At 72.5% G+C, this 25,727-nt stretch carries 19 protein-coding genes and 1 tRNA gene; 12 read left to right on the forward strand and 8 right to left on the reverse strand.

Annotated elements, in window-relative coordinates; translation table 11 throughout:
- The first annotated feature begins 200 nt into the window (after nt 1–200).
- Nucleotides 201–1,169, forward strand: a complete 969-nt coding sequence (locus tag ACIG36_RS01285) for a polyprenyl synthetase family protein (protein WP_399919965.1) — start codon at nt 201–203, stop codon at nt 1,167–1,169.
- Between the two features lie 43 nt (nt 1,170–1,212).
- Here the strand turns inward: ACIG36_RS01285 and ACIG36_RS01290 are convergent, their stop codons facing one another.
- Nucleotides 1,213–1,902 carry a 4'-phosphopantetheinyl transferase gene (locus tag ACIG36_RS01290; protein WP_399922105.1) on the reverse strand — a complete coding sequence of 230 codons (690 nt, stop codon included), beginning with the start codon at nt 1,900–1,902 and terminating at the stop codon, nt 1,213–1,215.
- Between the two features lie 227 nt (nt 1,903–2,129).
- Here ACIG36_RS01290 and ACIG36_RS01295 point away from each other — a divergent pair, with 227 nt between their 5' ends.
- On the forward strand, nt 2,130–2,369 hold the full coding sequence (locus ACIG36_RS01295) for a chaplin (RefSeq protein ID WP_399919968.1): 240 nt from the start codon (nt 2,130–2,132) through the stop codon (nt 2,367–2,369).
- Between the two features lie 181 nt (nt 2,370–2,550).
- Complete coding sequence (locus ACIG36_RS01300) at nt 2,551–4,719, forward strand: NB-ARC domain-containing protein (RefSeq protein ID WP_399919971.1); 2,169 nt, start codon at nt 2,551–2,553, stop codon at nt 4,717–4,719.
- Here ACIG36_RS01300 and ACIG36_RS01305 read toward each other — a convergent pair.
- Nucleotides 4,716–6,488, reverse strand: a complete 1,773-nt coding sequence (locus tag ACIG36_RS01305; RefSeq protein WP_399919974.1) for a hypothetical protein — start codon at nt 6,486–6,488, stop codon at nt 4,716–4,718. The two genes, ACIG36_RS01300 and ACIG36_RS01305, sit on opposite strands and share 4 nt — an antisense overlap.
- Nucleotides 6,489–6,627: 139 nt before the next feature.
- Here ACIG36_RS01305 and ACIG36_RS01310 point away from each other — a divergent pair, with 139 nt between their 5' ends.
- Nucleotides 6,628–8,766: a UvrD-helicase domain-containing protein gene (locus ACIG36_RS01310; RefSeq protein WP_399919977.1), complete on the forward strand. Its 2,139-nt coding sequence runs from the start codon at nt 6,628–6,630 to the stop codon at nt 8,764–8,766.
- Nucleotides 8,767–8,824: 58 nt separating this feature from the next.
- On the opposite strand, the gene ACIG36_RS01315 is transcribed toward ACIG36_RS01310, so the two are convergent.
- The 3 genes from ACIG36_RS01315 to ACIG36_RS01325 all read right to left on the reverse strand — a co-directional run bounded on the left by ACIG36_RS01315 (nt 8,825) and on the right by ACIG36_RS01325 (nt 10,879).
- On the reverse strand, nt 8,825–9,058 hold the full coding sequence (locus ACIG36_RS01315; RefSeq protein WP_399919981.1) for a hypothetical protein: 234 nt from the start codon (nt 9,056–9,058) through the stop codon (nt 8,825–8,827).
- 100 nt (nt 9,059–9,158) lie between these two features.
- Entirely contained in the window at nt 9,159–10,145 is a 987-nt protein-coding gene (locus ACIG36_RS01320) for a trypsin-like serine peptidase (RefSeq protein ID WP_399919985.1), read from the reverse strand.
- Nucleotides 10,146–10,441: 296 nt separating this feature from the next.
- On the reverse strand, nt 10,442–10,879 hold the full coding sequence (locus tag ACIG36_RS01325) for a winged helix-turn-helix transcriptional regulator (RefSeq protein WP_399919988.1): 438 nt from the start codon (nt 10,877–10,879) through the stop codon (nt 10,442–10,444).
- Between the two features lie 224 nt (nt 10,880–11,103).
- Here ACIG36_RS01325 and ACIG36_RS01330 point away from each other — a divergent pair, with 224 nt between their 5' ends.
- The 3 genes from ACIG36_RS01330 (at nt 11,104) to ACIG36_RS01340 (ending at nt 15,047) form a co-directional block, all read left to right on the forward strand.
- Nucleotides 11,104–12,522: an MFS transporter gene (locus tag ACIG36_RS01330; RefSeq protein WP_399922108.1), complete on the forward strand. Its 1,419-nt coding sequence runs from the start codon at nt 11,104–11,106 to the stop codon at nt 12,520–12,522.
- A gap of 343 nt (nt 12,523–12,865) precedes the next feature.
- A complete protein-coding gene (locus tag ACIG36_RS01335) occupies nt 12,866–14,047 on the forward strand; it encodes an acyl-CoA dehydrogenase family protein (protein ID WP_399919991.1) in 1,182 nt (393 codons plus the stop codon).
- 157 nt (nt 14,048–14,204) lie between these two features.
- Nucleotides 14,205–15,047: an NAD(P)H-binding protein gene (locus tag ACIG36_RS01340; RefSeq protein ID WP_399919994.1), complete on the forward strand. Its 843-nt coding sequence runs from the start codon at nt 14,205–14,207 to the stop codon at nt 15,045–15,047.
- A gap of 78 nt (nt 15,048–15,125) precedes the next feature.
- Here the strand turns inward: ACIG36_RS01340 and ACIG36_RS01345 are convergent, their stop codons facing one another.
- Complete coding sequence (locus tag ACIG36_RS01345; RefSeq protein WP_399919997.1) at nt 15,126–17,315, reverse strand: BTAD domain-containing putative transcriptional regulator; 2,190 nt, start codon at nt 17,313–17,315, stop codon at nt 15,126–15,128.
- Between the two features lie 438 nt (nt 17,316–17,753).
- Between ACIG36_RS01345 and ACIG36_RS01350 the strand changes: the two genes are divergently transcribed.
- On the forward strand, nt 17,754–18,164 hold the full coding sequence (locus tag ACIG36_RS01350) for a pyridoxamine 5'-phosphate oxidase family protein (protein ID WP_399920000.1): 411 nt from the start codon (nt 17,754–17,756) through the stop codon (nt 18,162–18,164).
- Between the two features lie 33 nt (nt 18,165–18,197).
- On the opposite strand, the gene ACIG36_RS01355 is transcribed toward ACIG36_RS01350, so the two are convergent.
- Complete coding sequence (locus tag ACIG36_RS01355) at nt 18,198–19,172, reverse strand: BTAD domain-containing putative transcriptional regulator (protein WP_399920004.1); 975 nt, start codon at nt 19,170–19,172, stop codon at nt 18,198–18,200.
- Between the two features lie 291 nt (nt 19,173–19,463).
- A tRNA-Arg gene (locus ACIG36_RS01360) sits at nt 19,464–19,539 on the reverse strand.
- Nucleotides 19,540–19,844: 305 nt separating this feature from the next.
- On the opposite strand from ACIG36_RS01360, the gene ACIG36_RS01365 reads away from it, so the two are divergent.
- The 4 genes from ACIG36_RS01365 to ACIG36_RS01380 all read left to right on the forward strand — a co-directional run bounded on the left by ACIG36_RS01365 (nt 19,845) and on the right by ACIG36_RS01380 (nt 25,584).
- Nucleotides 19,845–21,464 carry a dynamin family protein gene (locus ACIG36_RS01365; RefSeq protein ID WP_399922110.1) on the forward strand — a complete coding sequence of 540 codons (1,620 nt, stop codon included), beginning with the start codon at nt 19,845–19,847 and terminating at the stop codon, nt 21,462–21,464.
- A complete protein-coding gene (locus ACIG36_RS01370; protein WP_399920007.1) occupies nt 21,461–23,242 on the forward strand; it encodes a GTPase in 1,782 nt (593 codons plus the stop codon). The genes ACIG36_RS01365 and ACIG36_RS01370 overlap by 4 nt, the downstream gene beginning before the upstream one ends.
- A 168-nt stretch (nt 23,243–23,410) precedes the next feature.
- On the forward strand, nt 23,411–23,881 hold the full coding sequence (locus ACIG36_RS01375; protein ID WP_399920010.1) for a single-stranded DNA-binding protein: 471 nt from the start codon (nt 23,411–23,413) through the stop codon (nt 23,879–23,881).
- A gap of 236 nt (nt 23,882–24,117) precedes the next feature.
- Entirely contained in the window at nt 24,118–25,584 is a 1,467-nt protein-coding gene (locus tag ACIG36_RS01380) for a Cys-Gln thioester bond-forming surface protein (protein WP_399920014.1), read from the forward strand.
- Nucleotides 25,585–25,727: the final 143 nt, after the last annotated feature.

Raw genomic sequence — 25,727 nt, forward strand, 5'->3', positions numbered from 1 at the left:
CCCCTCACGATGCGCCCTGTACAGACGGCACGCGAGGGGTGTCCCAACCGTCACCCGGCCTTCGCGGATGGCAGGAAACCGGCGCTTCCCGCCGCCCGCGCCGGGGTAGTCGTCTGGCCGGTCACCTTCCGCCGGTCGAGAACGGAGCCACCCGCCCGTCGGGGTCGGTGAAGGCCGCAGCCGATCCATGGAGGGACACGATGACGAAGCAATCCCGTCCGCCTCATCCGGTGGCAGCCCGTACGGTGTCGCCCAGGCTCCAGCGGGCGAAACTGCTCGACCGGGTCGAGGAACGGCTGCGCACCGTCCTCGAGGAGGAGCAGCACAAGTGGCGCACCGCGGACGCGCGCGGAGCCGCTCTGATCGAGTCCCTCGCGGAATTCGTGGCCGCCGGCGGGGACCGGGCGCGCCCCCTCGTCTTCCTCACCGGCTATCTCGCCGCCGGCGGCGACCCGGAAGCCCCCGAGGCCGCTGACACCGCCGCGGCGCTCGAACTGCTGGACACCTGCACCCTCATCCGCAGCGACGTCCGCGACAACGCGGCCCTGCGCAGAGGCATACCCACGCTGCACGTCAGCCGGGCGGCCGAGCACGAGCGCGGTGGCTGGGCGGGTGAGGCCCGGCGCTTCGGCGAGTCCACCGCAACCCTCGCCGGGGACATCGCCCTCGCGCTCGGCGACCGGCTCATGGCCCCGCTGCCGGCGGAGGCGCGCCGGATCTGGGACGAGCTGCGTACGGAGCGCGCGATCGGCTCGTACACCCACCACGCCATGGCCGCCGAATATCTCGAGGACCCGTGGCCGGGGCGCTGCTTGAGCGGCTGCGACCAGGGCTGCGCGGCCGGCTGGTACGCCCTGCGCCACCCCCTGCGGCTGGGGGCGGCGCTCGCCGGCCGGCCGGACCTCGACGGCCCCTACGAGGCGTACGCGCGTCCGCTGCACGCCGCGTGGCGGCTGCGCGGTTTCCTCGACGGAGGCCCGGAATACTCCTGGGACGCGCAACTGCTGCGCGAGATCCTGCTGGAGCCGGAGGAGCGGGACGTCGCCGAGGACCTCATCCAGGAGCTCGTCGAGCGCGCCTGCCGCACCGCCGAGCCACTGGCGCTGGCGGCCGGGTGGGGCGAGGAACTGGCCGCCTTCGCCGACCGGGTGGCGTCTCAGGAAGGCTGAAGCGGCTGGAAGGGCTGACGCGTCGCGGGAGGAATGACGCGGCTCAGGCGGCGGCCGGCAGGCCGTCACGCGGCACCGCGATCGCCGTCACGATCAGACCGTCGCGCGCCAGCCAGCGGCCGCTGAAGCCGGACAACCGGTTTCCGGTCACCTCCAGCAGGGGGTCCGGCGTCAGCAGCCGGGCCGTGAAGGTGCCCGCCACCGCGTCCACCTCGATCACGGCGTCCTCGAAGTCGAGCCAGCGGTGGGTGAGCGGGAACCAGGCCTTGTAGACGCTCTCCTTCGCGCTGAACACCAGCCGGTCCCAGCACACCCCGGGCCGCTCGGCGGCGAGCCGGGCCAGCCAGCCGTGCTCCTCCGGGCGCGTGACCAGCTCGCGCACTCCGCCGTTGGGCAGGGGCTGGTTGGGCTCGGCGTCCAGTCCTATCGTCAGCATGTCGGCGGCGTGCGCGACGGCCGCCGCGCGGTAACCCGCACAGTGCGTCATGCTGCCGATGACCCCCGCCGGCCACTGCGGGGCGCCACGCTGGCCGGGCACGATCGGGGAGGGCGCCAGGCCCAGCCTCCCCAGCGCGGTGCGCGCACACGCGCGTACCGTCGTGAATTCCCTGCGTCGCTTGTCCACCGCGTTGGCCAGCAGCGCTTCCTCTTCGGGGAAGAGCGCGGGCGGGTCCTCGGGATCGTGGAAGGACTCGGCGGACTCCACGCCCGCCGGGAGCAGCGCGCCGATCATTTCCGCCGGACGCGGGCCGGCCTGAGACAGTTCACCGTGATTCACGGAAGGAACCCTGCCAGCCGTGGTGCCGGTGCGGAAACCCCCATTTCTGTTCATCGGTGCGCATCGGGCATCACCCGGACGCTTCATGGACGAAACCTTTGTGACGTTCGCACGTTGATCCGGACTCCCGGCCGTCACCGACCGGGTGCTCGTCCCGTACGACCAAGCAAAGGTGTCTCCCCATGTCACGAATCGCCAAGGCAGCAGTCGTCACCGCCGCCGTGGGCGCCACTCTCGCCGGTGTGGCCGGCGGCGCGGTCGCCGACTCCGGAGCAAAGGGTGTGGCGGCCGGTTCCCCCGGTGTCATCTCGGGCAACGTCATCCAGATCCCGATCCACATCCCGATCAACCTCTGTGGCAACACGATCGACATCGTCGGCCTGCTGAACCCCGCATCCGGCAACATCTGCATCAACAACTGACCGGTGACCGCTCGACGCGGTTGACCAGCGGCTCCGGGACGCTCCCCGACCCGGAGCCGGACACGTGTGTATGGCGCCCCCGGCGGCTCGTCGGCGGGCGCCATACGCCGTTCGGTACCGGCCTCGTAGGATCATTTGCTCGACCACCGGGCGGGGCAGGGCGGGTTGGGGGCTGGGGCACATGGGTGACGGCATCGACAACAGCATCGAAGGCGGCACGTTCCACGGGACGGTGGTGCAGGCGCGGGACGTCCACTACCACCCCGCCGCCATCGCGACCCGGGCCCCACGGCTGCTGGGCGCCGCGCCGGAGGTCTTCGTCGACCGCGACCCGGTCTTCGCCGCACTCGCGCGTGCCGCCGCCGAACGCTCCGGGCGCACCGCCCCCCTGCTGGTGGTGGTGACCGGCCTGCCCGGCATGGGCAAGACAGCCACCGCGCTGCGCTGGCTGCACCAGCTGGGCGACGACTTCCCCGGCGGCCATCTGCAGGCCGACATGAGCCCCCAGGGCCCCCTCAGGCCCCGCGACCCCGTCGCCGTGCTCGAGGGCTTCGTCCGTGAACTGTCGGACCGTCAGGACGGCAGGCCCACCGAGCCGGACGAGCTCGCCGCCCACTACCGGTCGCTGACGGCCGGCGCGCCCACCCTGGTGCTCCTCGACAACGTGGTCAACGCCGGCCAAGTGCGCCCGCTGCTGCCCGGCCACCCCGGGAGCGTGGTCGTCGTCACCAGCCGCTCCGCGCTGACGGGCCTGCGCGCCTCGCACCCGCGCACGCTGACGGTGACCCTGGAGGCCCTGGACGCGGTGGCGGGTGCCGACCTCTTCCACGCCGTGGCGGGCCGCGCGGACGTGCTGGACCGGCCGGCCCTGGAGGACGTGCTGAGCGCGTGCGCGGGGCTGCCGCTGGCCGTTCGGATCGCGGGCGCCAGAGCGGGTGAACTCCTCGACGCGGGGGAGGATCCGGCCGTACTCGCACGCGAACTCATCGACCGCCGCACCCGCCTGGAGGCGCTCGCCGTGCCGGACGACCTCTCCGTACCCCAGGTCTTCGACGCCGCCCACGCCTCCCTCCCGCACGGCGCCGCCGCGCTCTACCGGGCGCTGGGGCAGCACCCGACGCCGGAGTTCTCCCGCGACCTCGTCCGCTGGACAGCCGGTGAGGCGGCCGGCGGGGACGCCGACACGGACGCCGACGCCGACGTACGGACCCTCGTGCGGGAGGGTCTGCTGGAACCGGCCGGCACCGGACGGCTGCGGATGCACCGGCTCGTGCACGACCACGCGCGCGCGGCCGCCACGAGCGCGGAGGCGGAGGCGGCCACCGGGCGGTACGTCGAGTGGTACCTGCGGCGGGCGGCCGCCGTCGAACGCTTGACCTCCGGCCGCTGGCGCTACGGGCCGCTGTTCGCGAGCCCCCAGGAGGACAGGGAGGCGTTCGGCGGGGCCGACGAGGCCCTCGACGCCATGGAGGCGGACCGGGCGAACGTGGTCGCGGTGGCCGAGCTGGCGCACGGCACGCACCGCTATGCGCAGACGTGGCAGCTGTGCGAGGCGCTGCGCGGCTTCTTCTTCCGACGCAAGTACCACGCGGACTGGATCGCGGTCTGCGTGCTCGGCCTCGAGGCCGCCGAGCGGGGGGACGACCGTCTGGCCGTGGCACGGATGCACTTGGAGCTGGCCTTCGCGTACACCGACGCGCGGACGGGGCCGGCGGAGGAGCACTACCGGCATGCCCTGCGGCTGGCCTCCGGCGCCACCGACGCCCCCGGCAGCAGCACCGACGGCAGTGCGCACGCGCGGACCGTGTCGTCCGCGCTGGAGGGCCTCGGGCTGCTGGCGCTGGGTGCGGACGACCCCGGTGCGGCCGCCGAGTACTTCCGGCGGGCGGTCGAGGCGCTGGAGGACACCGACCACCCGCGGGGCAGGGCCCTGCTCACCCTCCACATGGGACGGGCGCGAGGCGCCGAGCACCGTCACGAGGAGGCGGCGGCGCTGCTGCTGCGGGCCCGCGAGCTGTTCGCGGCACTGCAGGACCGCTACAACGAGGCCAAGTCGCTGTGGCACTACGCCCACGCGCGCGTGCGGGCCGACCGCCCGGACCAGGCCGTGGCCCCGCTGGACGAGGCCGCCGCCCTGATGCGGGAGTGCGGGGCGCCGCAGGACGAGGCGGGGATCCTGCTGCTGCGCGGCGACGTACGGGCCGCCCGCGGCGAGCGCGCCGGTGCCGAGGCGGACTGGCGGACGGCGGCGGAACTGTACGAGCGGGTGGGGAGCCCCGCGGCGACCACGGCCCGGGAACGGCTGGGTTCGGCCGGCCAGGACCGCACCGGACCGTCGGACACGCTCTAGTCCCGCCCCGGCCCCTCGGACACGCCCTGGGCCCCCGCCCGGCTCAGGCGGAACGAACCGCCGCCCACGGACACCTCGACGCCGTCGTGTCCGGCCAGCGCATAGAGCACCGACGCTGCGACGGCCGTGCCGTCCACCGGCGCCGCGCCCTCCCACCGGGCGGCCGTCCGTTCACCGCCGGGGCCGAACGCCAGGCAGCTGCCCGGCGCTTCACCGGCGAACGCCACCAGGCCGCACCCCGGATGCCGCCGGAGGACACGCTCGGCGGCCTCCCGGAACGTTTCGCCGGCCGCCGGAGGGCGGGCCAGGACGACGTCCGCGGTGCGTGCCCAGCGCGGGTCCGGCTCACCCTCCGCCGCCACCAGGTGGGGGTCGGGGAGATGACGGACGACCGTTCCCTGGAGCTCGGCGGGATAGCGGCGCACGGTCACCGTTCCGCCGTCGACGTCACGGGCGTCGACGTACACCGGCGGAGGGGCCGGTTCGCATCGCTCGACGGGCAGCGGCAGGGGGAGCGCGACGGGCCGGGGGAGGGCCGGTAGCTCCGGCTCCGGCAGCTCCATGCGGGAGTAGTACAGGCGCCGCAGCAGCTCCGCCGAGCGCATGGGGCGGGAGGTGACCAGTGCCCCGATGCCGTCCAGCCGTTCGTCGCCCGGCCGGGCGGCCGCCGCACGCCGCAGCTGCCGCTCGACGGGCTCGCCCGGTGCCAGACGCGCCAGCGCCGCCCCCAGACGGTCCATGGGCGAGCCCGCGGCCACCACCTCGTCGCCGAACGCGCCGAGGAGGCCGGGGACACCCAGCGCGGCCGCGTACAGGGCCAGCGAGCCGTGGTCCCCGATGAACGCGTCGGCGGCCACCAGGGCCGCCTTCCAGGCGTCGGTCTCCGGCGACGGCAGGATGAGCCCGGCGCGCAGGCAGGGCGCCAGCCAGGAGCGCACCTGCCAACCGCCGTGCGCGTACCAGACGTTGGGGTGCACGGCCGCCAGCACCCGGTACTCGTCGCGCGGCAGCTCCGCGAGGGCGCGCCGCACCACGTCGGTGTTCACGCCGAGGAGGGAGTGCGGGCCCCAGGTCGAGGTGAGGACGAGCAGCTTCTGGCCGGGGCGCAGGCCCAGGGCCGCGCGGTACTCCTCCCGGAAGGGCAGCGAGGCGCGCAGCCGGTCCATGCAGGGGTCTCCGGCGACGACGGACCGGGGGACGGCCTCGGGGCAGCCACGGCGCAGACGCTCACGCTGTTCGTCGTGCGAGAGGACGATGGCGGAGGCAATCAACTCGCCGTCATGAGTGAGCCATTCGGCATCAAGGCCGAAGGCTTCCGGCTTCCGGCTTCCGGCTTCCGGCTTCCGGCTTCCGGCTTCCGGCTTCCGGCTTCCGGCTTCCGGCTTCCGGCGCAAGTATTTATTGTATCCGGCACCGTGCGGCGCACCCACGAGAGGTGCGTCGATCTCCTGCAGTTCACCGCCGCGGCTGCTGCTCACCGCGAGGTCGAATTTCGTCCGCTTCGCCTCTTCCCAGGGTATGCAAGGGAGTTCGCGGGCGGTCATGAATTCCCGTATGCCCGCGTCGAATGCCGATGAGCCCGTGCAGGTGAAGAGGACCTGCACCCGGGGATCGCCCTCGAACGGCTCGAGCAGGTCCAGCAGCCGGGTTGCGGACGTGACGTTGTGGATGATGCCCAGAACCGTGCGGGCGGGCGCGGCCGTGGCCCAGTCCGCGGCGTCCTGGCGCAGCAGGACGTGCGAGGCCCGAGATCGTCCCGCGTCCGGCACCGCCGCTCCTCGATCTCGTCCCGCAGATTCCCGGCAGACGATACCGGGTGCCTGTGCGGTGATTGCGATGCGCAGTACGATCATTACTTTGTGTATATATGCAAGTTCGTGGGGGAGTGTGTAGACGAGGGGGGCTGAGATGAGGGCTGGTGGTTCGGCATCGAACAGGGCTCAGGAAGCCCGGCGGCACGAGCGCGAGCTGCGTGAGCAGCTGCGGGCCGCGCAACGGGAGGCCCGGCGGTGGGAGGCGGCGAGCGAGGGCGAGCGCAAGGTCGCGGCCCAGCTGCTGATGCTCACCCGGCGCGGCTGGCGGCTGCTGGTGGACCGGCGCTGGCCGGGCACGCGCGCGGCCAACGTGGACATGCTGCTGGTGGGGCCCGGCGGCGTGTTCGTCATCGACGTCAAGAACTGGCGGGCGGTCCCCGGCGCCTCCGACGGCCATCTCACGGCCGGACGGCAGCGACGGGACGGGGAGATCGGCAAGCTCCTGGCCGTGACGCGGGTGGCCGAAGTGGCGCTCGCGTCCATCGGCCTGTCGCCCGTGGCGGTCCAGCCGCTGATGGTCTTCGCGGGCCGCTCCTTCGACGGTGCGCTGGACAGGGTGCGGCTGCTGGGCGAGCGGGAGGTGGGGCCCGCGCTGTTGGCCGAGCGTCCCCGGCTCACCGCGGCCATGGTGCGTGCGATCGCCGACCATCTGGAGGTGGTGTTCCCGGCGTACGAGGGCTCGTACGTGCCGGACGGTCCGCCCGTTCACCGGAACGGTTCCGACCGCCCGTCGCGCGACGGGCGCGTCGACGGGCACACCGGCCGGGACGCCGCTTCGGACACCGCCTCGGACACCGAAACGGACGACGCCCTCTTCGACATCGCCGGTCTGCGCGAGGCGGCCCTGGAGGGCGCCCGCCGCGCGCCCATCGAGCAGTGGATGACCTTCCTGCACCCGGACCAGGTGGCCCTCGTGCGGCGCAACTGGGCGGGCCCGGCCCGCGTCAGCGGCCCGGCGGGCACCGGCAAGACCGTCGTGGCGCTGCACCGCGCCGCCCATCTCGCGCAGCGCACGACCGGGCGGATTCTGTACGTGACGTTCGCCAGCAATCTGCCGAGGGTGCAGAGCACGTTTCTGCGGGCCATGTCCCCGGCCGTCGTCGACCGGGTCGAATTCCGCAGCCTGCATTCCTGGGCACGGAAATTCCTCGCCGAACGCGGAATCCCCCACCGGCTGCACGGCGGCCGGGTGGAGGACGCGTTCAGCAGGGCCTGGCTGCGTCGCGGCCGGCCCAGCGTGCTGGCCACCCTCGACCCCTGCCCGCGTTATTGGCACGAGGAGATCGACTGCGTCATAAAGGGCCGGGGCATCACCGGATTCGAGGAGTACGCGACCCTGCGCCGCCAGCGTCGCCGCGCCGCCCTGCGCCGGCCGCACCGTGAGGCGGTCTGGGCCCTGTACGAGGAGTACGAGCGTGTGCGGACCGAGCGCGGCGTGCACGACTTCAACGACATCCTCAGCCTGGCCCTGGCCGAGGCGCGCGCCCGGCCGGGCCGTTCCCCCTACGCGGCGGTCATCGCGGACGAGGTGCAGGACCTCACGCTCGTCGGCGTGCGCCTGCTGCACGCGCTCGTCGGGGACGCACCCAACGGCCTGCTGCTGGTGGGCGACGGCCAACAGGCCGTCTACCCCGGCGGCTTCCGGCTGTCCGACGCCGGCATCGACGTACGCGGCGACCGGGGGCAGGTGCTGCGGACGAACTACCGCAACGCCAAACGGATCCTCGACGCGGCCCTCGCGGTCGTCGCCGAGGACGCCTTCGACGACATCGACGGCACCCGTCTGGCGGGTCTGCGCGACGTCGACCTCACCTATCCCGGCGGCCGGGTCGTCCGGTCCGTCTCCGTCACCCCGGCAGAGCACGACGCGGCTCTGCTGGCCGCCCTGCGGGCCGCCGGCGAGGACCACTGGCCCGACTCGGCGGTGCTGTGCCGCACCCGCCGCGAAACGTCCCGCTACCAGCGGCTGCTCGGTCAGGCGGGCATCCCGCTGTGCTCACTGGAGCGCTACGACGGCCGGCCGGTCGCCGCCGTGAAGCTCGGCAGCTACCGGCGGGCGAAGGGCCTGGAGTTCAAGCACGTCTATCTGCCCGACCACGATCCAGCCCCCCGCCCGTCGCCCGCCGGCGAGAACGACATCGCCCTCGAGCGCGAGGAACTCTCCCGCACACAGCTCTTCGTAGCCATGACCCGGGCACGGGACACCCTCTGGCTGGGCTCGGTGGCGCATTAGGGCGTGTCCGGTCGGCTCGGTGGTGGCGCCAGGACGCGTCCGGTCGGCCGGTGGCGCGCTAGCCGTCCTCGCCCGGCATCGGCATGGGTGCGGGCCGGGCCTCGCGCAGGCGCTCGGGCGTCCAGTAGGCCTCGGCGGAGGCAGGGTCCTGGCCCGTGTGGTGCCCGCTGGTGCTCGCGTCCGGCGGTGCCGCGGGACGCTCGGACGGGCCGGACCTCAGGGCGACGGCCGCGCCCACCGCGGCGACGGTGACGGTGACGGCCAGGAGCTTGCGGAGGGTGGAGCGTTCCACTGCGTACCTCCCGGGACGGGACGGAAACGGGTGAGCCCCGTCCGGGCAGGGTACCGCCGCCCGGACGGGGGAACGATGGTGCGAGGAAGGGGACTTCGCGTCAGGTGACGCCGCCCTGCGCGTCGAGCATGCCCTTGACGCCGTTGTCGAAGTACGGGCTCTCGTTGTAGCCGTCACTGCGCAGGGTGCTCATCACGCCGTTGGCGTAGCCGAGGCCCGAGCTGTTGTTGTACTGGCGCAGCCACGGTCCGCCGCTGGCGCCGGGCCCGAAGCCGCACTTGATCTTGAGGTTCCAGCCGGCGGCCGAGGTGCGGCCCTGGCAGTACCACTGCAGCTTCCCGCCGCCCTTGTTGCTGGGGTAGGCGAGCGCCGTGATGTCCTGGCTGCGGTTGTAGTTCCAGCTCAGTCCGTGTCCGCCGGTGACGTTGACGAGCTTGCGCCCGTTCAGCGGCCAGGTGGTCACCATGCCGACGTCCCGGCCCAGATCGCTCCTGTCGATCCAGGTGTTGAACGTGCGGAGCTGCTTGGCGGAGAACGTGCCGAACGGCCGGTTGCCGTCGCGGTAGCGCGGCACGTACGTCCAGTTGGTCATCCAGGTGCCGCCCCTGCCGCCGTGGACGCAGTGCCCGGCGGTGAGGACGAGCTGCTTCGAGGCGCTGTTGAGGGCGCTGGCGGAACAGGAGTAGTTCTTTCCGTCGCGCGGATTGTGGAAGAACACCTTGCCGACGGCCGCCGATTCGGTGACGCGGAGGTCCGCCCGGTTTCCGGCGGAGGGCGCGGCCGGCGGTACGGACCCCGCCTTGCCGGCGGGCTGCTGTCGTCTGTCCTGAGCGGGCGTTCCGGCGGTGTCGCTCAGCGGAATGGCGTTGCGCATCCTCTCCGCCGTCCAATAGCGCTCCACTTCCTTCGCCGCGCTCTGGGAATCGACCCGGGCGCCGTTGGTGAGCCGTGCCGCCGAGCTCGCCGTGGAATCGGCGGACCGCCCTTCCGAGGACTGGGCCTGGGCCGTGCCCAGGCCGCCCGCGGTGAGCAGCGCCGCTGCCGTGACAGGCAGGACGGCGAGGTGTATTCGTCGGGTCCGACGCATGTTTTCGCTACCCCCGTTCAAGGTCGCGTGCCGTTCGATCGTGTTTTCACGGGAACGACTGGTCGAGACAGACCCTCGTCCTCGAACGAGTCGGCGTCCATGGCATTCACCAAAGGGGCACAAGTGGGAAGCTCGGAACCCGCCAGCCGGAATTCAACCTTTCGGGAAAGTCCGGACCAGGGAATCGGATTCTGCAATTCAGAGGCGGAAGCGGCAGTTTCGTGCGGCCGGAAAAGCGGAAGGCCGGCGACTTCGACGGATCGAAATCGCCGGCCTCCGGCCGTCGCGCATGAGCGTCAAGAGGCCTTGGCCTCCTCCGCCAACCGGCTGTCGTACGACGCCCGGGAGGCGGCGACCTCGTTCTGGTGCTCCTCGGTCCAGATGACCAGGGAGCGGATGGTGTCGTGCAGGGTCACCCCGAGCGGGGTGAGCTCGTAGTCCACCCGCGGCGGCACCACGGGGTGCACGGTACGGATGACCAGCCCGTCGCGCTCGAGCTGGCGCAGGGTGACCGTCAGCATCCGCTGGCTGATGCCGTCGATCTCCCGGCGCAGTTCCGAGAAGCGCAGGCTGCGACGGTCCAGCAACGCGATCACGAGCAGCGACCACTTGTCGGCGACCCGGTCGAGGATCTGGCGCACCTCGCAGCCCTCGCGGGCGTCCCATTGCCGGACCTCGTAGTCGGCCTCGGTACCCGTGCAGTGAGTCGGTGACTTCAAAGTGCCTTCTTCCATAGCGATTCACCCTGCCCGATGATTCCAGTGGTTACAAGAGGGAACCACGGGCATCCGCTCGTAACTCCCCTTGCGGGCCGCCGCTTTCAAGGAACTCTCAAGGAGTCCTCATGGAATGCGTCCGGCCGCGCGAGCGATCCCCCCTCGTCCTCACTCTTTCCGTCCCCGCAAGGAGCTCTTCCGTGTCCACACTGCAATCGACATCGGGCAGCGGCACCGACCGCATGAGCGGGCGCGCCTGGGGCGTGCTGTTCGTGCTGTGTGGTGCGATCTTCCTCGAAGGCATCGATGTGGCCATGCTCAACGTGGCGCTGCCGTCGATCCGGGCCGACCTGGACATGTCCACCGGCATGCTCCAGTGGGTCATGAGCGCCTACGTCCTCGGCTACGGCGGCTTCATGCTGCTGGGCGGCCGGGCGGCCGACCTCTTCGGCCGCCGCCAGATGTTCATCTTCTGGCTCGTGGTCTTCCTGCTCTTCTCCGGCCTGGGCGGCTTCGCCACCGAGGGCTGGATGCTCATCGTGGCCCGCTTCGTGACCGGTGTCGCGGCCGCCTTCATGACGCCCGCCGGCCTGTCGATCATCACCACGAGCTTCGAGGAGGGTCCGCAGCGCAACAAGGCCCTGCTGGTCTACTCCGGCACCGCCGCGGGCGGCTTCTCCATCGGCCTGGTCGTCGGCGGCCTGCTGGCCTCGGCCAGCTGGCGCTGGGTGTTCTTCGCCCCGGTCATCCTCACCCTCCTCATCCTGATCACCGCCCTGGCCCTCATCCCCAAGTCGCCCCGCCCGGAGCGCAATGGTCAGGGCGTCGACCTGGGCGGCGCCATCAGCGTCACCGCCGGCATCCTGCTCCTGGTCTTCGCCGTCGAGCGGGCCACCCACGTGTCCGCCGCCGTGACGGTGGGAACGGTCGCCGCGAGCCTGCTGTTCTTCCTGGTCTTCGTCCTGATCGAGCGCAAGTCCGCCGCCCCGCTGATCCGGCTGGGCCTCTTCCGCAACGGTTCGCTGATCCGCGCCAACCTCGCCGGACTGCTCTTCGCCGCGGGCTTCTTCGGATTCCAGTTCGTCGCGGTGCTCTACCTTCAGGAACTGCGCGGCTGGTCGACCCTGCAGACGAGCTTCGCGCTCATCGTCATCGGCATCGACGCCATTCTCTCGCCCACCCTCACGCCCAAGCTGGTCAACAAGTTCGGCAACGCCCGCGTCATCTTCGGCGGTCTGCTGCTGGCCTCGCTGTCCTACGCGCTGTTCCTGCCGGTCGGCCTGGACTGGACGTACCTGGCGATGTTCCCGAGCCTGATCATCCTGGGTCTGGCCTTCTCCCTGGCCTACGGTCCGCTGACGATCGTGGCGACCGAGGGCATCGACGAGGAGGAGCAGGGTGTGGCCGGCGGTCTGCTCTACACCTCCTTCCAGTTCGGTGCCGCGCTCGGCCTCTCCGCGGTGACCGCGGTCCAGATCGCGGCCACGGACGGCACGTCGCCCGCCCAGCAGCTCGACGGATACCAGGCGGCCCTGATCGTGCCGCTGGCCGCCGCCCTGCTCGCCGCCTTCATCAGCGCGTTCGGTCTGCGCAGCCGCTCCGGCGCAGCGGACGCGGCCCCGGCCGAGGCCGGCCCGGTCCGCGAGCCCGTCGACGCGTGAGCCGTACCCACCGGGCTCGCTAGAGCCCACCCCTTCGGCGCCCTGCCCCGGCCGCACCAGATGCCCGGGGCAGGGCGCTTCCTCATGTCACCGGCTGTGGGCCGGAATTACCGTTCCCGGTAATTCCGGCCCACAGCCGGTTTTTTGTGGTTGCTGTTTGGTTTCCGGGTCGAGAGAGGTTCGAGAGAGGCCTGAGAGAGGGTTGTTACTGGTTCATGACTGGGGGGCGAAAGAATAAGTGCAAGGAAAAGCAGGGGCGTTCCGGTTCCCGCTCCTGCGAATGCTTTCCGCTTTACTCCATCGAATCCGTCGGCAGACGGGACGAAGACTCCCAGGAGGCATGATGAGCACGACCGACAGCGCCGTTGCCGCGGTACTGGACGAGGTGAAGGCCCTGGTCCCCACGCTCCGGGAGAGCGGGGCCGAGGCCGAGGAGCGGCGCTGGATCCCGGAGGAGAACATCGAGCTGCTCGACAAGGCCGGGGTCTTCCAGCTGAACGTCCCGCGCCGCTTCGGTGGCCTCGAGGCGCCGGTCGCCGACCAGGTGAAGATCCTCGCCGAGATCGCCCGCGGTGACAGCGCCACCGGCTGGGTGTCGATGATCTGGGTGTCCAGCTCCTGGGTGCCGAGCCTCTTCCCCGACCGGACGCAGGAGGAGGTGTACGCCGGCGGCTCGGTCCGCGTCTCCACCGGCTTCACCCCCACCGGCACCCTGACGCCCACCGAGGACGGTGCCTTCACCCTCAGCGGCAGCTGGAAGTGGATCTCCGGCTCCCGCGGCGCGAACTGGGCGCTGCTCGCGGCTCTGCTGCCCGGCCCGGACGGTACGCCCGCCCCGTTCGCCGCGCTCGTGCCGTTCTCCGAGCTGACCATCGCCGACGACTGGCACACCTCGGCCGCGGCCGGCACCGGCAGCTCCACCGTCACCGCCGACGCGGTGACCGTCCCCGCCCGCCGCGTCGTCAGCCTGCTCGAGGTGCTCGACGGCAGCACCGGCGACCGCTCCAACACCGGGGCCACCGGGCGCAACTACGCCTTCATCCCGTTCTTCATGGCCCAGGGCGCCTCGGCCTACATCGGCATCGCCCAGGGCGCGTACGAGCTGTTCCTGGACCGGCTGCCGGGTCGCGGCATCACGTACACCTCCTGGACCGACCAGAGCCAGTCGCCGGTCACCCAGATCCAGGTCGCGGGCGCGGCCAACAAGATCGCGGCGGCCGAGGCGCTGCAGGAGACCTGGCTGCGGCTGCTCCAGCGGCACGCCGACGCCGGCACGGCGCCCTCGCTCGAGGAGCGGGCGGCGGTGCGCGGCAAGGCCGCCTACGCCATCCAGCTCGCCAAGGAGGCCGTGGACGAGCTCTTCGAGGCCAGCGGCGCCTCGGTGATCATGCGGGACGTGCCGTTCCAGCGGTACCACCGCGACATCCAGGGCCTGGCGCTGCACGCGCTGTTCGCCTTCCGGACCAACCAGGAGGTGCACGGCCGGGCCATCCTCGGCCTCGCGCCGGACACCCTGTTCCTCTGATCCGACCCCCTGGAGCCGTTGAAGGCTCCACCCCTTGGAGCCGTTCCGGGCGGCGGTGGCACGCTGCCGCCGCCGCCCGGCCCCGCCTTCTTTCCCCCGCGGAATCCCTCCCCTGCGGAATTCCCGGAACCCCGACTGCGGAAAGGCTGCTGTTGCCATGACCGACAAGAACATCGTTGTGCTGGGCGGAACCGGCAAGACCGGTCGCCGAGTGGTGAACGGACTGCGGGAGCGCGGCGCGAAGGTCCGTGCCGCCAGCCGCTCCGGAGAGGTCCGGTTCGACTGGGACAACATGGACACCTGGGAGCCGGCCCTGGCCGGCGCCGAGGCCGCCTACATCGTCGACATGCAGGACAAGCCGGGGGCCTCGGACGCCGAGGGCCTCATCCGGGACCTGTCGAAGCAGGCCGTGTACCTGGGGGTGCGGCGGCTGGTGCTGCTGCAGGCCCGGGTCACCGAGGACGTCGGCGGCAAGTCCCTGATCGCCGGCGAGCGCGCGGTCCAGGAGTCCGGGGCCGAGTGGACCGTGCTGCGGCCCAACTGGTTCGCGCAGAACTTCAGCGAGGGCGTCCTGCTCGACGGCATTGTCGCGGGCGAGCTGTCCCTGCCGGCCGGCAGTGGCCGGGAACCGTTCGTGGACGTCGAGGACATCGCGGCGGTCGCCACCGCCGCGCTGCTGGACGACGGCCACGCCGGGCAGGTCTACGAGCTGAGCGGGCCGCGCGCGCTGAGCCTGGAGGAGGCCGTCGACGAGATCGCCCGTGCCACCGGCCGCAGCCTGCGCTACGTGCCGGTCTCCCACCAGGACTACGTGGCGGAACTGGTCTCGTTCGGGGTGTCGGAGGACTACGCCGTCTTCGTGGCCGACCTCGTCGCCCAGATCCGGGACAACAAGAACGCCACCCCGACGGACACCGTCGAGCGGGTCCTGGGGCGCGCGCCGCGCGACTTCTCCGCCTTCGTGCGGGACGTGGCCCCCACCGGCGTCTGGAACGGCTGAACCGCACACCGGCCTCCACCACCGCCTGCGCGCGGGTGTGGAGGCCGGTGCCGGTGCCGCCGGGCACGCGTGCGTGCCTCACACGGCGATCGGGGTCCGCTCCTCCTCGTCCGCGGCGGGCGTCAGTGTGATGGTGACCGCGCGCCGCTTGCTGCCGGACCAGTGCGGGCGGCGCTCCAGCAGGCCGGGCCGTGCGGTGACCACGACGAGCAGGGCCGCGCCGTCGCCCGGCCGCGCGTCCGCCAGCGACTCGAGGCAGCCGAGCAGCGCGTCGTCGGCGAGGTGGACGTCGTCGACGGCCACCACCAGCGGCTCCACGCGAGCCGCCGCGGCCGTGAACTCCCGCCAGGCGTCCAGCACCTCGCCGGTGTCGTACGGGCGCAGGGCCGCTCCCACGGCCGACAGCAGCGGCAGCAGCCGGTCGCCCAGCCGCTGCCGGGCGGCCGGATCGGACGTCTGCAACCGGAGCGCGGCGGACAGCTTCTCGTGCGCGGTGTCGATCGAGTCGCCGGGCAGGATGCCACAGCAGGCGGCGAGGACCTGGGCCGGTACCGCCAGCGGCCCCGGGTCGCCCCCGGAGGGCTCGTGCGCCCGCACGAACCGGGCCGCCGTTGCGTACCCGCCGGCGGCGCGGCGCTCGAACTCCGCCAGGAAGCGGGACTTGCCCGAGCCCGGCTCGCCCAGCACGGTCACCAGGTGGGACAGGGCGCGGTGCCGGGACCAGTCGAGCAGCCCGGTCAGCAGGTCGAGTTCGTGCTCGTAGTCCCCGGCGGCCTCCACGCGCGCGTACTCCCGCAGCACTCTGGGCGCGCCGCGCACTCCCAGCACCTGCCAGGCGTCCGTGGGGCCGGCGACCCGGCGGAAATCGAGCACGCCGGAGGTGTCGCGACGGGTCGGGCCGCAGACCCACACCTGGCCGTCGGGCACCTGCGCCAGCAGCGTGCGGCCGTCGTCGAGCAGGGTGCCGACGACGGAGGGCGGTGAGCTGTCGATGCCCAGGTCCCCGTCGTCCCCGGGGTGCCGTCGCACCAGCGCGTGGCCCTTGGTCACCGCGGCGGCCACCGTGGCGCCCCGGTCGGCGGCGAACCGCTCGTGCACCGCCAGCGCCGTACGCACCGCCCGCTCGGAGGCGTCCTGCTCGGCGTGGATGCCGAACAGCGCGAGGGTCACGGAGCCGATGTTGGCCACGAACGTGCCGCCGCAGCGCTCGATCTCGTCACGGACCACCGAAGCCAGCCCGGCCAGCGCCGAGTCGACGGCCCCGGGGCTCGAGGCGTTGCGCCCGGCCGGCCGGGCGCACACCAGCAGGGCGCTCACCCGCATGCGTTCGGTCGCACCGGCCTCATCGGGGCGCCGCCGGCCCGTGCTCGGGCGTGTGGACGCGGCGGCCGGCACCGGCGTGACGGCTGCCGGCGTGACGGCTGCCGGCGTGGCGGGAGCGCCGGCTGCCGCGGGAACGGCGGCGACAGCGGCCGGTTCGGGCGTGGGCGCGGGGCTGCCGGCCGCCATCAGGGACGGGTCGTGGTTGAGGATGGACTGCTGGAGCATCTGCAGCCCGCGGCCCGGCATCAGCCCCAGGCCCTCGCCCAGCGAGGCGCGCACCCGGTCGTAGAGGTTGAGGGCGTCGGCCTGCCGTCCGCAGCGGTAGAGCGCGAGCATCAGCTGCCCGCAGGAGCGCTCCCGCAGCGGCTCGCCGTCGACCATCGCCTCCAGCCGCCCGAGGACCGCGTGGTGGCGTCCGCAGGCCAGCTCCGCCTCGAAGAAGTCCTCCATCGCGTCCAGACGCGACTTCTCCACCGCCGTCAGCTCCGGCCAGGCGATCCCGGTTTCCACCAGGTCGGCCAGGACCGGGCCGCGCCACAGGTCGAGCGCCCCGCGCAGCAGCCCCGCGGCGGCCTCCGGGGTGTGCGCCGCCAGTGCGGCACGACCCGCGGCCACCTGCTGCTGGAACGTGAAGAGGTCGACCCGGGTGGGATCCACCTTGAGCACGTAGCCGGGCGCCTGTGTGAGCAGCTGCACCGTGCCGGAGCCGTCCGGGCCGGCGGAGAGCGCGCCGCGCAGGGCCCACACCGCGTTCTGCAGGATCTTGCGCGCGGTGACCGGCGCGTCGTCGCCGTCCCACAGCGCCTGGAGGAGTTCCCGGGTCGCGACGACGCGATTGGCCTGCAGCAGAAGACGACCCAGCGTGGCGCGTTGTTTTGTTCCCCCCAGCGTGACCGGTGTTCCCTCCGAAATGACTTCGAGCGGTCCCAGCAATCCGAACTGCATCGGTCCCCCGTTCGCAAGAAAGCACATCGAGAGTGTTCTCGGGGGCATGGTGGCATGAGTTTCTTGAGGTCGTCTTGAGGATTTCGCACGCCGGATTATGCGTTACCGGGGGACACAGGGGACGCCCGGCCGGCCGCGGCCATGTACCCGAAGGAAGGGCCGGGGAGCCGTCGTTGCGGTCGCCCTGACGGGCGCGGGGGCTCTGACCAGCGCGTCAGCTGTCCGCCCCAACCTCGGTATCTCGGCGGTGAGTCGGTGACTTCAAAGTGCCTTCTTCCACCCCCGATCCCGGCCATGCATCCTGAGGGCGGACCGGGTGTGAACGACATCTATATCTGTGACGACTTCCGAGGAACCGCCGTGGCCGCAAAAGTGGAGTCCTTTTCCGAAATCGAGGACAAGTTCTTCGAGTACATTCGGGACATCGTTTATTGCAACATGATCACTGTTGATAAGAAGCAGCGCCCGCGCGCCCGCGTCCTGCTGCCGATCTGGGAAGTGGTCGACGGAAAGCCGGTCGGCTGGCTCGCCGCGTACAAGACCCCGGTGAAGGTCGCGCACCTGGCGAACAACCCGCACACCACGTATTCGTACTGGAACCCCCGGCAGAACGCCGTGTTCATCGACAGCGTCTCCACGTGGGTGGAGGACCAGGAGACCAAGACCTACGCCTGGAACCTCTACCGCAAGGGCAGCCCCGCCGGCGTCGGCTACAACCCGCTGAACTTCTGGCGGGAGGGCCCCACCGACCCCAAGTACCACGTGCTGCGCATCGACCCCTGGCGGGTGCAGGTGCTGCGCGGTTCGGATCTGAGCAGCCGGATCTGGACGGACCAGGACCAGCGCTGACGGCGCGGGGTCAGCGGTACCGCTCAGCCGGTCCTAGGCGTTCGCCCCCGGCGTGCGGGGCCGACGGCAGGAAGGTGGCGCGGACGGCGGGCTGTTCATGGACGCCGTCCGCTGCGGAGGTCTTCGTGGCGCGGCCACGCCCGCCGCTCGCCGGTCCGGGCCGCCGGACGGCACGCTCGCGCGGCCGCCGCCCGCGGCCTGCTCTAACGCCAGGCGCCGGGGTTCCGGCTCGCCGGCGCTCTCCGCGTACGCCGCGGGCGGCGCCAGCACCTCCTGATGCAGCCGCTGGATCTCCGCGGACGGCTCCAGGCCCAGCTCGTCGCGCAGGATGCGGTGCATGTGCCGGTAGGCCTGCAGGGCCTCGGCCCTGCGCCCCGCCTGGTACAGGGAGGCGATCAGGTGACCGTGGAAGGACTCGTTGAGCGGATAGTCGTGGACCAGCACCCGCAGCTCCGCGATCGACTCGCGCTGCCGCCCCAGCAGCCCCCACGCCTCGATGCGCAGCTCCAGCGCCCGCACCCGGATCTCCTCCAGGCGGGCGATCTGGCTCGCCAGCAGATCACCGGCGGGCACGTTCACCAGCAGCGGTCCGCGCCACATCGCCAGCGCCTGGCAGAGGGTGGCGTCCGCGCTCTCGTACCGACGGGCCCGCAGGTCCGCCCCCGCCTGCGTCACCAGCCGCTCGAACACCTTGACGTCGACGGACTCGCTGTCCACGCGCATCATGTACCCGCCCGACCGCAGCGTCAGCAGCCGGTCCTGATCGGCGGGCCGCCCCGCCTCGGTGAGGAGCTTGCGGGCGTGGTGGATATAGGTCTGCACGGTGTTGAGGGCGCTGCGCGGGGCGCCGCCCTGCCACAGCTCCCGGATCAGGGTCTCCGCCGGCACGATCTCGTTCGCCCGCATCAGTAACAGGGCCAGGGTCTGCGACACCTTGGGCGTCCCCGCCCCCCGGACCTCGCCGTCCTCGGTCTCGATCTCGAACGGGCCGATCAGCCTGAACCTCACGACGCACCTTCTTCCCTGGGGCCGGGCCCTGAGAGTAGGCGTGGTTGGCCGGAACCTTCTTTGCCATTTCTTGAGAGTGTCAAGTTACCGGGAGGTAGGTATCTTTTCTTTCCGGAATTCTGCATTCCGAATGGATGTCGTGGTTCTGCCGCCGCCTTGCGGCGCGCTCGGGGAGGGGTGACGCAGGGTGCCCGCAGGCATGCGAAAGGCCCCGGCGCGCCGGGGCCTCGTAGGTTTCCAGGGGGTGCGGACACCCCTCTTTCTCGCCATTCCCGCTGGTCGTGGCGGGTGTGGCGCCCCCGGCAGGACTCGAACCTGCGGCCAAGCGCTTAGAAGGCGCCTGCTCTATCCACTGAGCTACGGGGGCCGGTGTGTGCGGCGGTCGCGGACGGCTGAAGCCCCGGGCTCGGTAGTGCCGTGACCTTGCCGGGGACAAGGATAGGGCTCCGCGTACCTCGTCCCGGTTGCTTCACCTCCGTGACACGATGTGGAGGTTCGGTGAAGCGGTCCTGATAATCGCAGGCAGGTGCGAATTTCGCATCGTTTTTGACGCCACTGGCGCCGGGTGTTGTGCACTCGTTATGCCTGGGCCCCTTGCGCCACGCCTCGCGCGCCAAGGGCTATACGCTTCAAAATCACACCAGAATTGGGCATTCTGCACGTGTGGCGACCTTGGACGTACGGCCCCGACTGCTCGACGCGCTGTCCGCACTGCGTGACCGCGTGGACGCCGCACGCTTTCCGCTCCCCCTCCCGGGCGCCGCCCGCGCCCGCCGGAACCGGGCCGAGCTCCTGGCGCAGCTCGACGACTACTTGGTGCCCCGCCTGTGCGCCCCCGAAGCGCCGTTGCTGGCCGTCGTCGGAGGGTCCACCGGGGCGGGGAAGTCCACTCTGGTCAACTCGCTCGTGGGGCGCCGGGTCACTGAGGCCGGGGTGCTGCGGCCGACAACTCGTACGCCTGTCCTCGTCTGCCATCCGGACGATCACCACTGGTTCGCCGGATCGCGCGTGCTGCCCCGGCTGCAACGGGTGTGGGTGCCGGTTCAGGAGTGCGCCGCCGCGGCGTACGAGGCCGAGGCGGTGGACGACGACGCGGCGGAAGGAACGGAGCACGAGCCCTTCGCCCTGCGCATCGAGACCGACCGGGCCCTCCCCCTCGGACTCGCCCTCCTCGACGCGCCCGATATCGACTCGCTCGTTGCCCACAACCGCGATCTGGCCGCCGCGCTGATCTGCGCCGCAGACATCTGGGTACTCGTCACCACCGCGACCCGGTACGCCGATGCGGTGCCCTGGCACCTGCTGCGCACGGCCAAGGAGTACGACGTCACGCTCGTCACCGTCCTGGACCGGGTGCCGCACCAGGTGGCCGTCGAGGTCAGCCGGCAGTACGACGCGCTGCTGGAGAACGCGGGCCTGGGCGACGTGCCCCGCTTCACCATTCCCGAGCTGCCCGAGTCCGCCGACGGCAGCGGGCTGCTGCCCGCCACCGCCGTCGCGGGGTTGCGCGCCTGGCTCGCCCAGCGGGCCGAGGACCCGGCCGCCCGGATGGTGGCCACCGCCCGTACCGCCAGAGGGGTGCTCTCCTCACTGGGCTCGCGACTGCCCGGACTGGCCGGAGCGTCGGCCGTCCAGCACGCAGCGGCCGTACGGATGCTGCAGAGCGTGGAGGAGGCGTACGGGCGCGCGGTCGAGCGCGTCCGGCGCGAGATCGCGGCGGGGGAGGCGCTGGCCGGTGACGCGCTCACGCACTGGCGTGGGCATCCCCACGACAGCACCCCCGACGAGCTGCTGACCGCGCTCACCGGCTCCGTCATCGCGTTGCTGACGTGCGCCGCCGACGCCGCCGACGAGGAGATTGCCGCCGCCTGCGGTGGCGATCCGGCCGCCGACGCCGCCCTCGGGCCCCGCGACCCCGACGGTGCGAGCGGCCGCATCGGGGTGGCGGTGCGCCGCTGGCGGCGCTGTCTGGAGGAGATCGCCCAGGAGGAGGTGCGGGCGGCCGAACGCGACCGCGGCAACGAGGCCGAGAAGACCGCCGCGCTGCTGGCGGCGGCGCTGCTGGGCGGCGGCCGGGCGAGCTCCGCGGGGGACACCCTGGCCAGGACGTTCGGCGCGGCGGTCGCGCTGCGGCTGCGCGACCGGGGCGGCGAACTGCTGGCCGACTGCCTGGAGAAGGTGTTCGACAGCGAGCGGGACCGCAGGACGGCGCCGCTCGAGGCGCTCGACCTGACCCCCGACCACCAGGTCGAACTCATCGCGGTGCTGTCCCTACTGCAGAAGGAGAGATGACCGCCGTGCCGTCAGCAGATGACGTGGGCCGCTTCTGGAACGACGGCCTGATCGCGCGCCGCGGCCGCTCCGACGGCGGCGTCCGCCCCGGCGACGAGCCCGAACGGCTGGTCCCGGTCACCCGCCCACTGGTGCCCACCGGGCCCCGCGTCACCACCTCGCCCGCCGGCCAGGCCCTGCGCCCGCGCCTGGACGCGCTGCGCGAGCTGGTCGGCCTCTCCCGGGCCCGGCTGGACCGGCGCACGCTCGCCGAGGCCGGACGGGTGCTGGAGGAGGCCGCGGCCCGCCACCGGCACTCACTGGACCTGACGGTGGTGGCGCTGGCGGGATCCACCGGCAGCGGCAAGTCCTCGCTGTTCAACGCCCTCGCGCGGGCCCAGCTCTCGGAGGCCGGAGTGCGCCGGCCCACCACCGCGATGCCCGTCTCCTGCGCCTGGACCGACCGCGCCGACGGACTGCTGGACCGCCTCGGCATCCCCGCCCGCGCCCGCCGGCAGCCGGTGCGCCCGTACGACCCGGCGCTCAGCGGCCTGGTCCTGCTGGACCTGCCCGACCACGACTCCGCGGCGGTCGGCCACCGCGAGCAGGTCGACCGGCTGCTGGGCCTGGTGGACGCGGTGATCTGGGTGGTGGATCCGGAGAAGTACGCGGACGCGGTGCTGCACGAGCGCTACCTGCGGCCGCTGGCCGGCTACGCGGAGGTGACGTTCGTCGTGCTCAACCAGGTGGACCGGCTGTCGGCGGACGCCGCGGACCAGGTCCTGGACGACCTGCGACGTCTCCTGGACGAGGACGGCCTGGCACTCGGCGAGCACGGCGAGCCCGGAGCCGCGGTGCTGGCGCTGTCGGCGCTGACGGGCGAGGGCGTCGGCGAACTGCGCGAGGCGCTCGGCATGTTCACCTCCCGGAGGTGCGCGGCGGAGCTGCGGCTGGCGGCGGACGTGGACGGGGTCTCGAGCAGGCTGCGCAAGGCGTACGTGGCCGACGGGCGGCCGGGGCTGACGCAACGGGCGCGGCAGGAGTTCGAGGACCGTCTGGCGGAGGCGGTGGGCGCCCAGGCCGCGGGGCTGGCGGCGGAACGGGCCTGGCGGCGGGACGCCGAGCGGGCCTGCGGCACGTCGCTGAAGCGGGTGCGCGGCTGGCACGACCGGCTGTTCCTGGGCGCCCGTGCCCGCGCTCGCGCCGACGAGGACGCCGAGCTCGGCGGCTACCCGGTGGCTCCGCGCCGCACGGCCTCGCGGCCGCTGGTCGAACGGGCCGTGCGGGCCCTGGCGTACGAGGCCTCGGCGGGGCTGCCCGGACCCTGGGCGCAGGCCGTGCGCGAGGCGGCGGCACGCGGCGCGGAAGGGCTGGCGGAGGCGCTGGACGAGGTGGCGATCGCGGCCGCCGAGACCGCGGCGACAGGTGCGGGCGGCACGGCGCGAGGGGTACGGCCCCGCTGGTGGGCGGCGATCGCGGCGGCGCAGTGGTCCCTGCTGGCCATGCAACTGCTGGGTGCGGTCTGGCTGGTGGGCGTGTTCACCGGCGACTTCGGTGGGCCGTGGTGGCTGTCGGCGGCGCTGCTGGCGGGGGGCAGCCTGGGCGGTCCCGTGCTGGCGTGGTGCGGCCGGATCGCGGCCCGGGGGCCGGCGCGCGGGTACGGGCTGGAGACGGAGCACCGGCTGCGGGGCGCGGCGGCGGGGTGCGGCCGGGCGCGGGTGCTGGAGCCGGTCGCGGCGGAGCTGCTGCGCTACCGGGAGGTGCGGGCGCAGTTCGTGATCGCGGCGGGGGAGGCCTAGGCGTGTCCGATGGGGCGGTACGGGCCGTGGCTGCCTGGAGGGGCGCTGGTTGCCCGGGTGGGTGACGGAGTTGTCCACAACCACGGTGGCCGTCCACAGGCCCCCGTGGGTGCCGGCGGTCGAGGGCACCATGAACCCCGGGAACGAACGACGGGGGAGGCGTTCACAGTGAACGAGACATTGGTGACGGTCGTGGGCAACGTGGCCACGCAGCCCGATTTCCGCGAGGCGGCGAACGGCGCGGCCGTCTCCCGGTTCCGGCTGGCGGCGACCGTGCGCCGCTGGGACCGGCAACAGGAGGAGTGGGCGGACGCGTACACCAGCTTCTACACGGTGTGGGCGTGGCGCACGCTGGCGGCGAACGTGGTGGGTTCGGTATCGGTGGGCGAACCCGTCATCGTGCAGGGAAAGTTGAGAATCCAGGACCAGGAGCGCGAGGGGAAGCGCTGGGTCTCGGCCGACATCGACGCGGTGTCGATCGGGCATGACCTCACGCGCGGTACGTCGGCGTTCCGCAGAGTGTCACCGGCCCGGCCGCTGCCGCTCGAGCCGGTGCGGGTGGCGAGTGGCGGTCCGGGCGGTCTCGAACCGGCGGGTGCTGCGGCGATGCCCGGTCCGGCCGTGGCGACGCCCCTGTGAAATGCGGTGTTTGTCCCAGGGATTTATCGACAATTCCGGATCGCATCCGCCCCGGTGGTAACGATTCCGATTCGGATCGGGCCTGCGAAGGCATGCGCGGGGATCGGCTTCTGACCGCTCCTTAAGATCCCCTCCGTAGCAACGGGGGCTTCTGAGTTTTGAGTTGCCCGGTGGGGCGCGCCCGCGAAGGTCCGTGCGGACCTTGGTGTGAGCCGCGCCCGCCCGAAAGGAAATCCATGAACTCTCTGAAGAGGCGGGGCGTGAAGCGCCTTGCCGTGGCGATTCTGACGACAGGCCTGACCGTGGGCGGCGCCATCGCGACGGCCGGTGACGCGACGGCAGCCGGGACCCCGCAGAGCCGGAGCGGCCAGGGCGGGGTGACCGCCACGCTCGGCCGCGTCACGGCGGGCGGCGGGGCCGTGGTGTACGACCGGCGCAAGACGGGCAACGTGATGGCCGGGCTGTTCGAGATGAAGGTCGACGGCGGCGGCACGCTCCAGACGTACTGCGTCGACATCCTCACCAACACCGTCGACGGGGCGAAGTACAAGGAGACGAGCTGGAGCGAGTCCTCCCTGCACGCCAACAAGAACGCGGGCAGGATCCGCTGGATCCTCGAGCACTCCTACCCACAGGTCAACGACCTCGCCGCGCTCGCCAAGGCCTCCGGCGCCGGCACCCTCGACGCCAACACCGCGGCCGCCGGCACCCAGGTCGCCATCTGGCGCTACTCGGACAACGTCGACGTCGAGGCCCGCAACCCCGCCGCCGAGAAGCTCGCCGACTACCTCCACAAGAGCGCCGAGAGCGCCGAGGAGCCCAAGGCCTCCCTCACTCTCGCCCCGCCGGCCGTCTCGGGGAAGTCCGGGCAGCGGATCGGCCCCGTCACCGTCCGCACCGATGCGGGCAGTGTCACCGTCACCCCCTCCGGGGACGCCGCGAGCAAGGGCGTGAAGGTGGTCGACAAGGCCGGCAAGCCGGTCACCACCACGTCGGGCGGCAAGGAGCTCTACGTCGACGTGCCCGCCGGCGCCCCCGACGGCTCGGTCTCCCTGAAGGCCACGGCCGCCACCAAGGTCCCCGTCGGCCGCGCCTTCATCGGCGACCACACCAGGACCCAGACGATGATCCTGGCCGGCTCCAGCGAGAGCACCGTCTCCGCCACCGCCACCGCGAACTGGGCGAGCAAGGGTGCGATACCCGCCCTGAGCGCGAGGAAGAACTGTGCGAAGGGCGGCGTGGAGGTCACCGCCGACAACAAGGGCGACCAGCCGTTCACCTTCGAGCTGGAGGGTAGAAGGCACACGGTGCGGCCGGGCGGCTCGGAGACGGCGCTGGTGAAGGTCGGCGAGGACCAGGCGTACAAGTTCACGATCACCGGGCCGAACGGCTTCTCCAGGACGTTCTCCGGAATCCTGGACTGCAGGACCGCCGAGACCGGCAGCACCGGCGGCTCGAGCGGCGGCGCCGGCAGCACCGGATCCCCCTCCTCCGCCACTCCCACCCCGGCGTCCGCGAAGACCACCGGCGGCTCGGGCGGCTCCACTACCGGCTCCACCGGCTCCACCACCGGTGGTGACCTGGCGAGCACCGGCGGCAGCAGCACCACTCCCGTCATAGCGGGCGTGGCCATCGCCCTCATCGTGGCCGGCGGCGGCGCGGTCTTCGCCCTGCGCCGCAAACACACGGCCGCGGGCGAGTAGCCCCGGGCGCGCGGCGCGTCGCGCACGGTCGGTGACCGGGGGAGTTCCCACGGTCACCGGCACGTCGCCGCAACGCGTTTCCGCCCAGGGCTACCGGTACGGCAAGATGGGGTGTATCTGCCCTCACGCGGCGGAGCCGCAAA

Source organism: Streptomyces sp. NPDC053048, assembly GCF_044547045.1.
Taxonomy (GTDB): domain Bacteria; phylum Actinomycetota; class Actinomycetes; order Streptomycetales; family Streptomycetaceae; genus Streptomyces.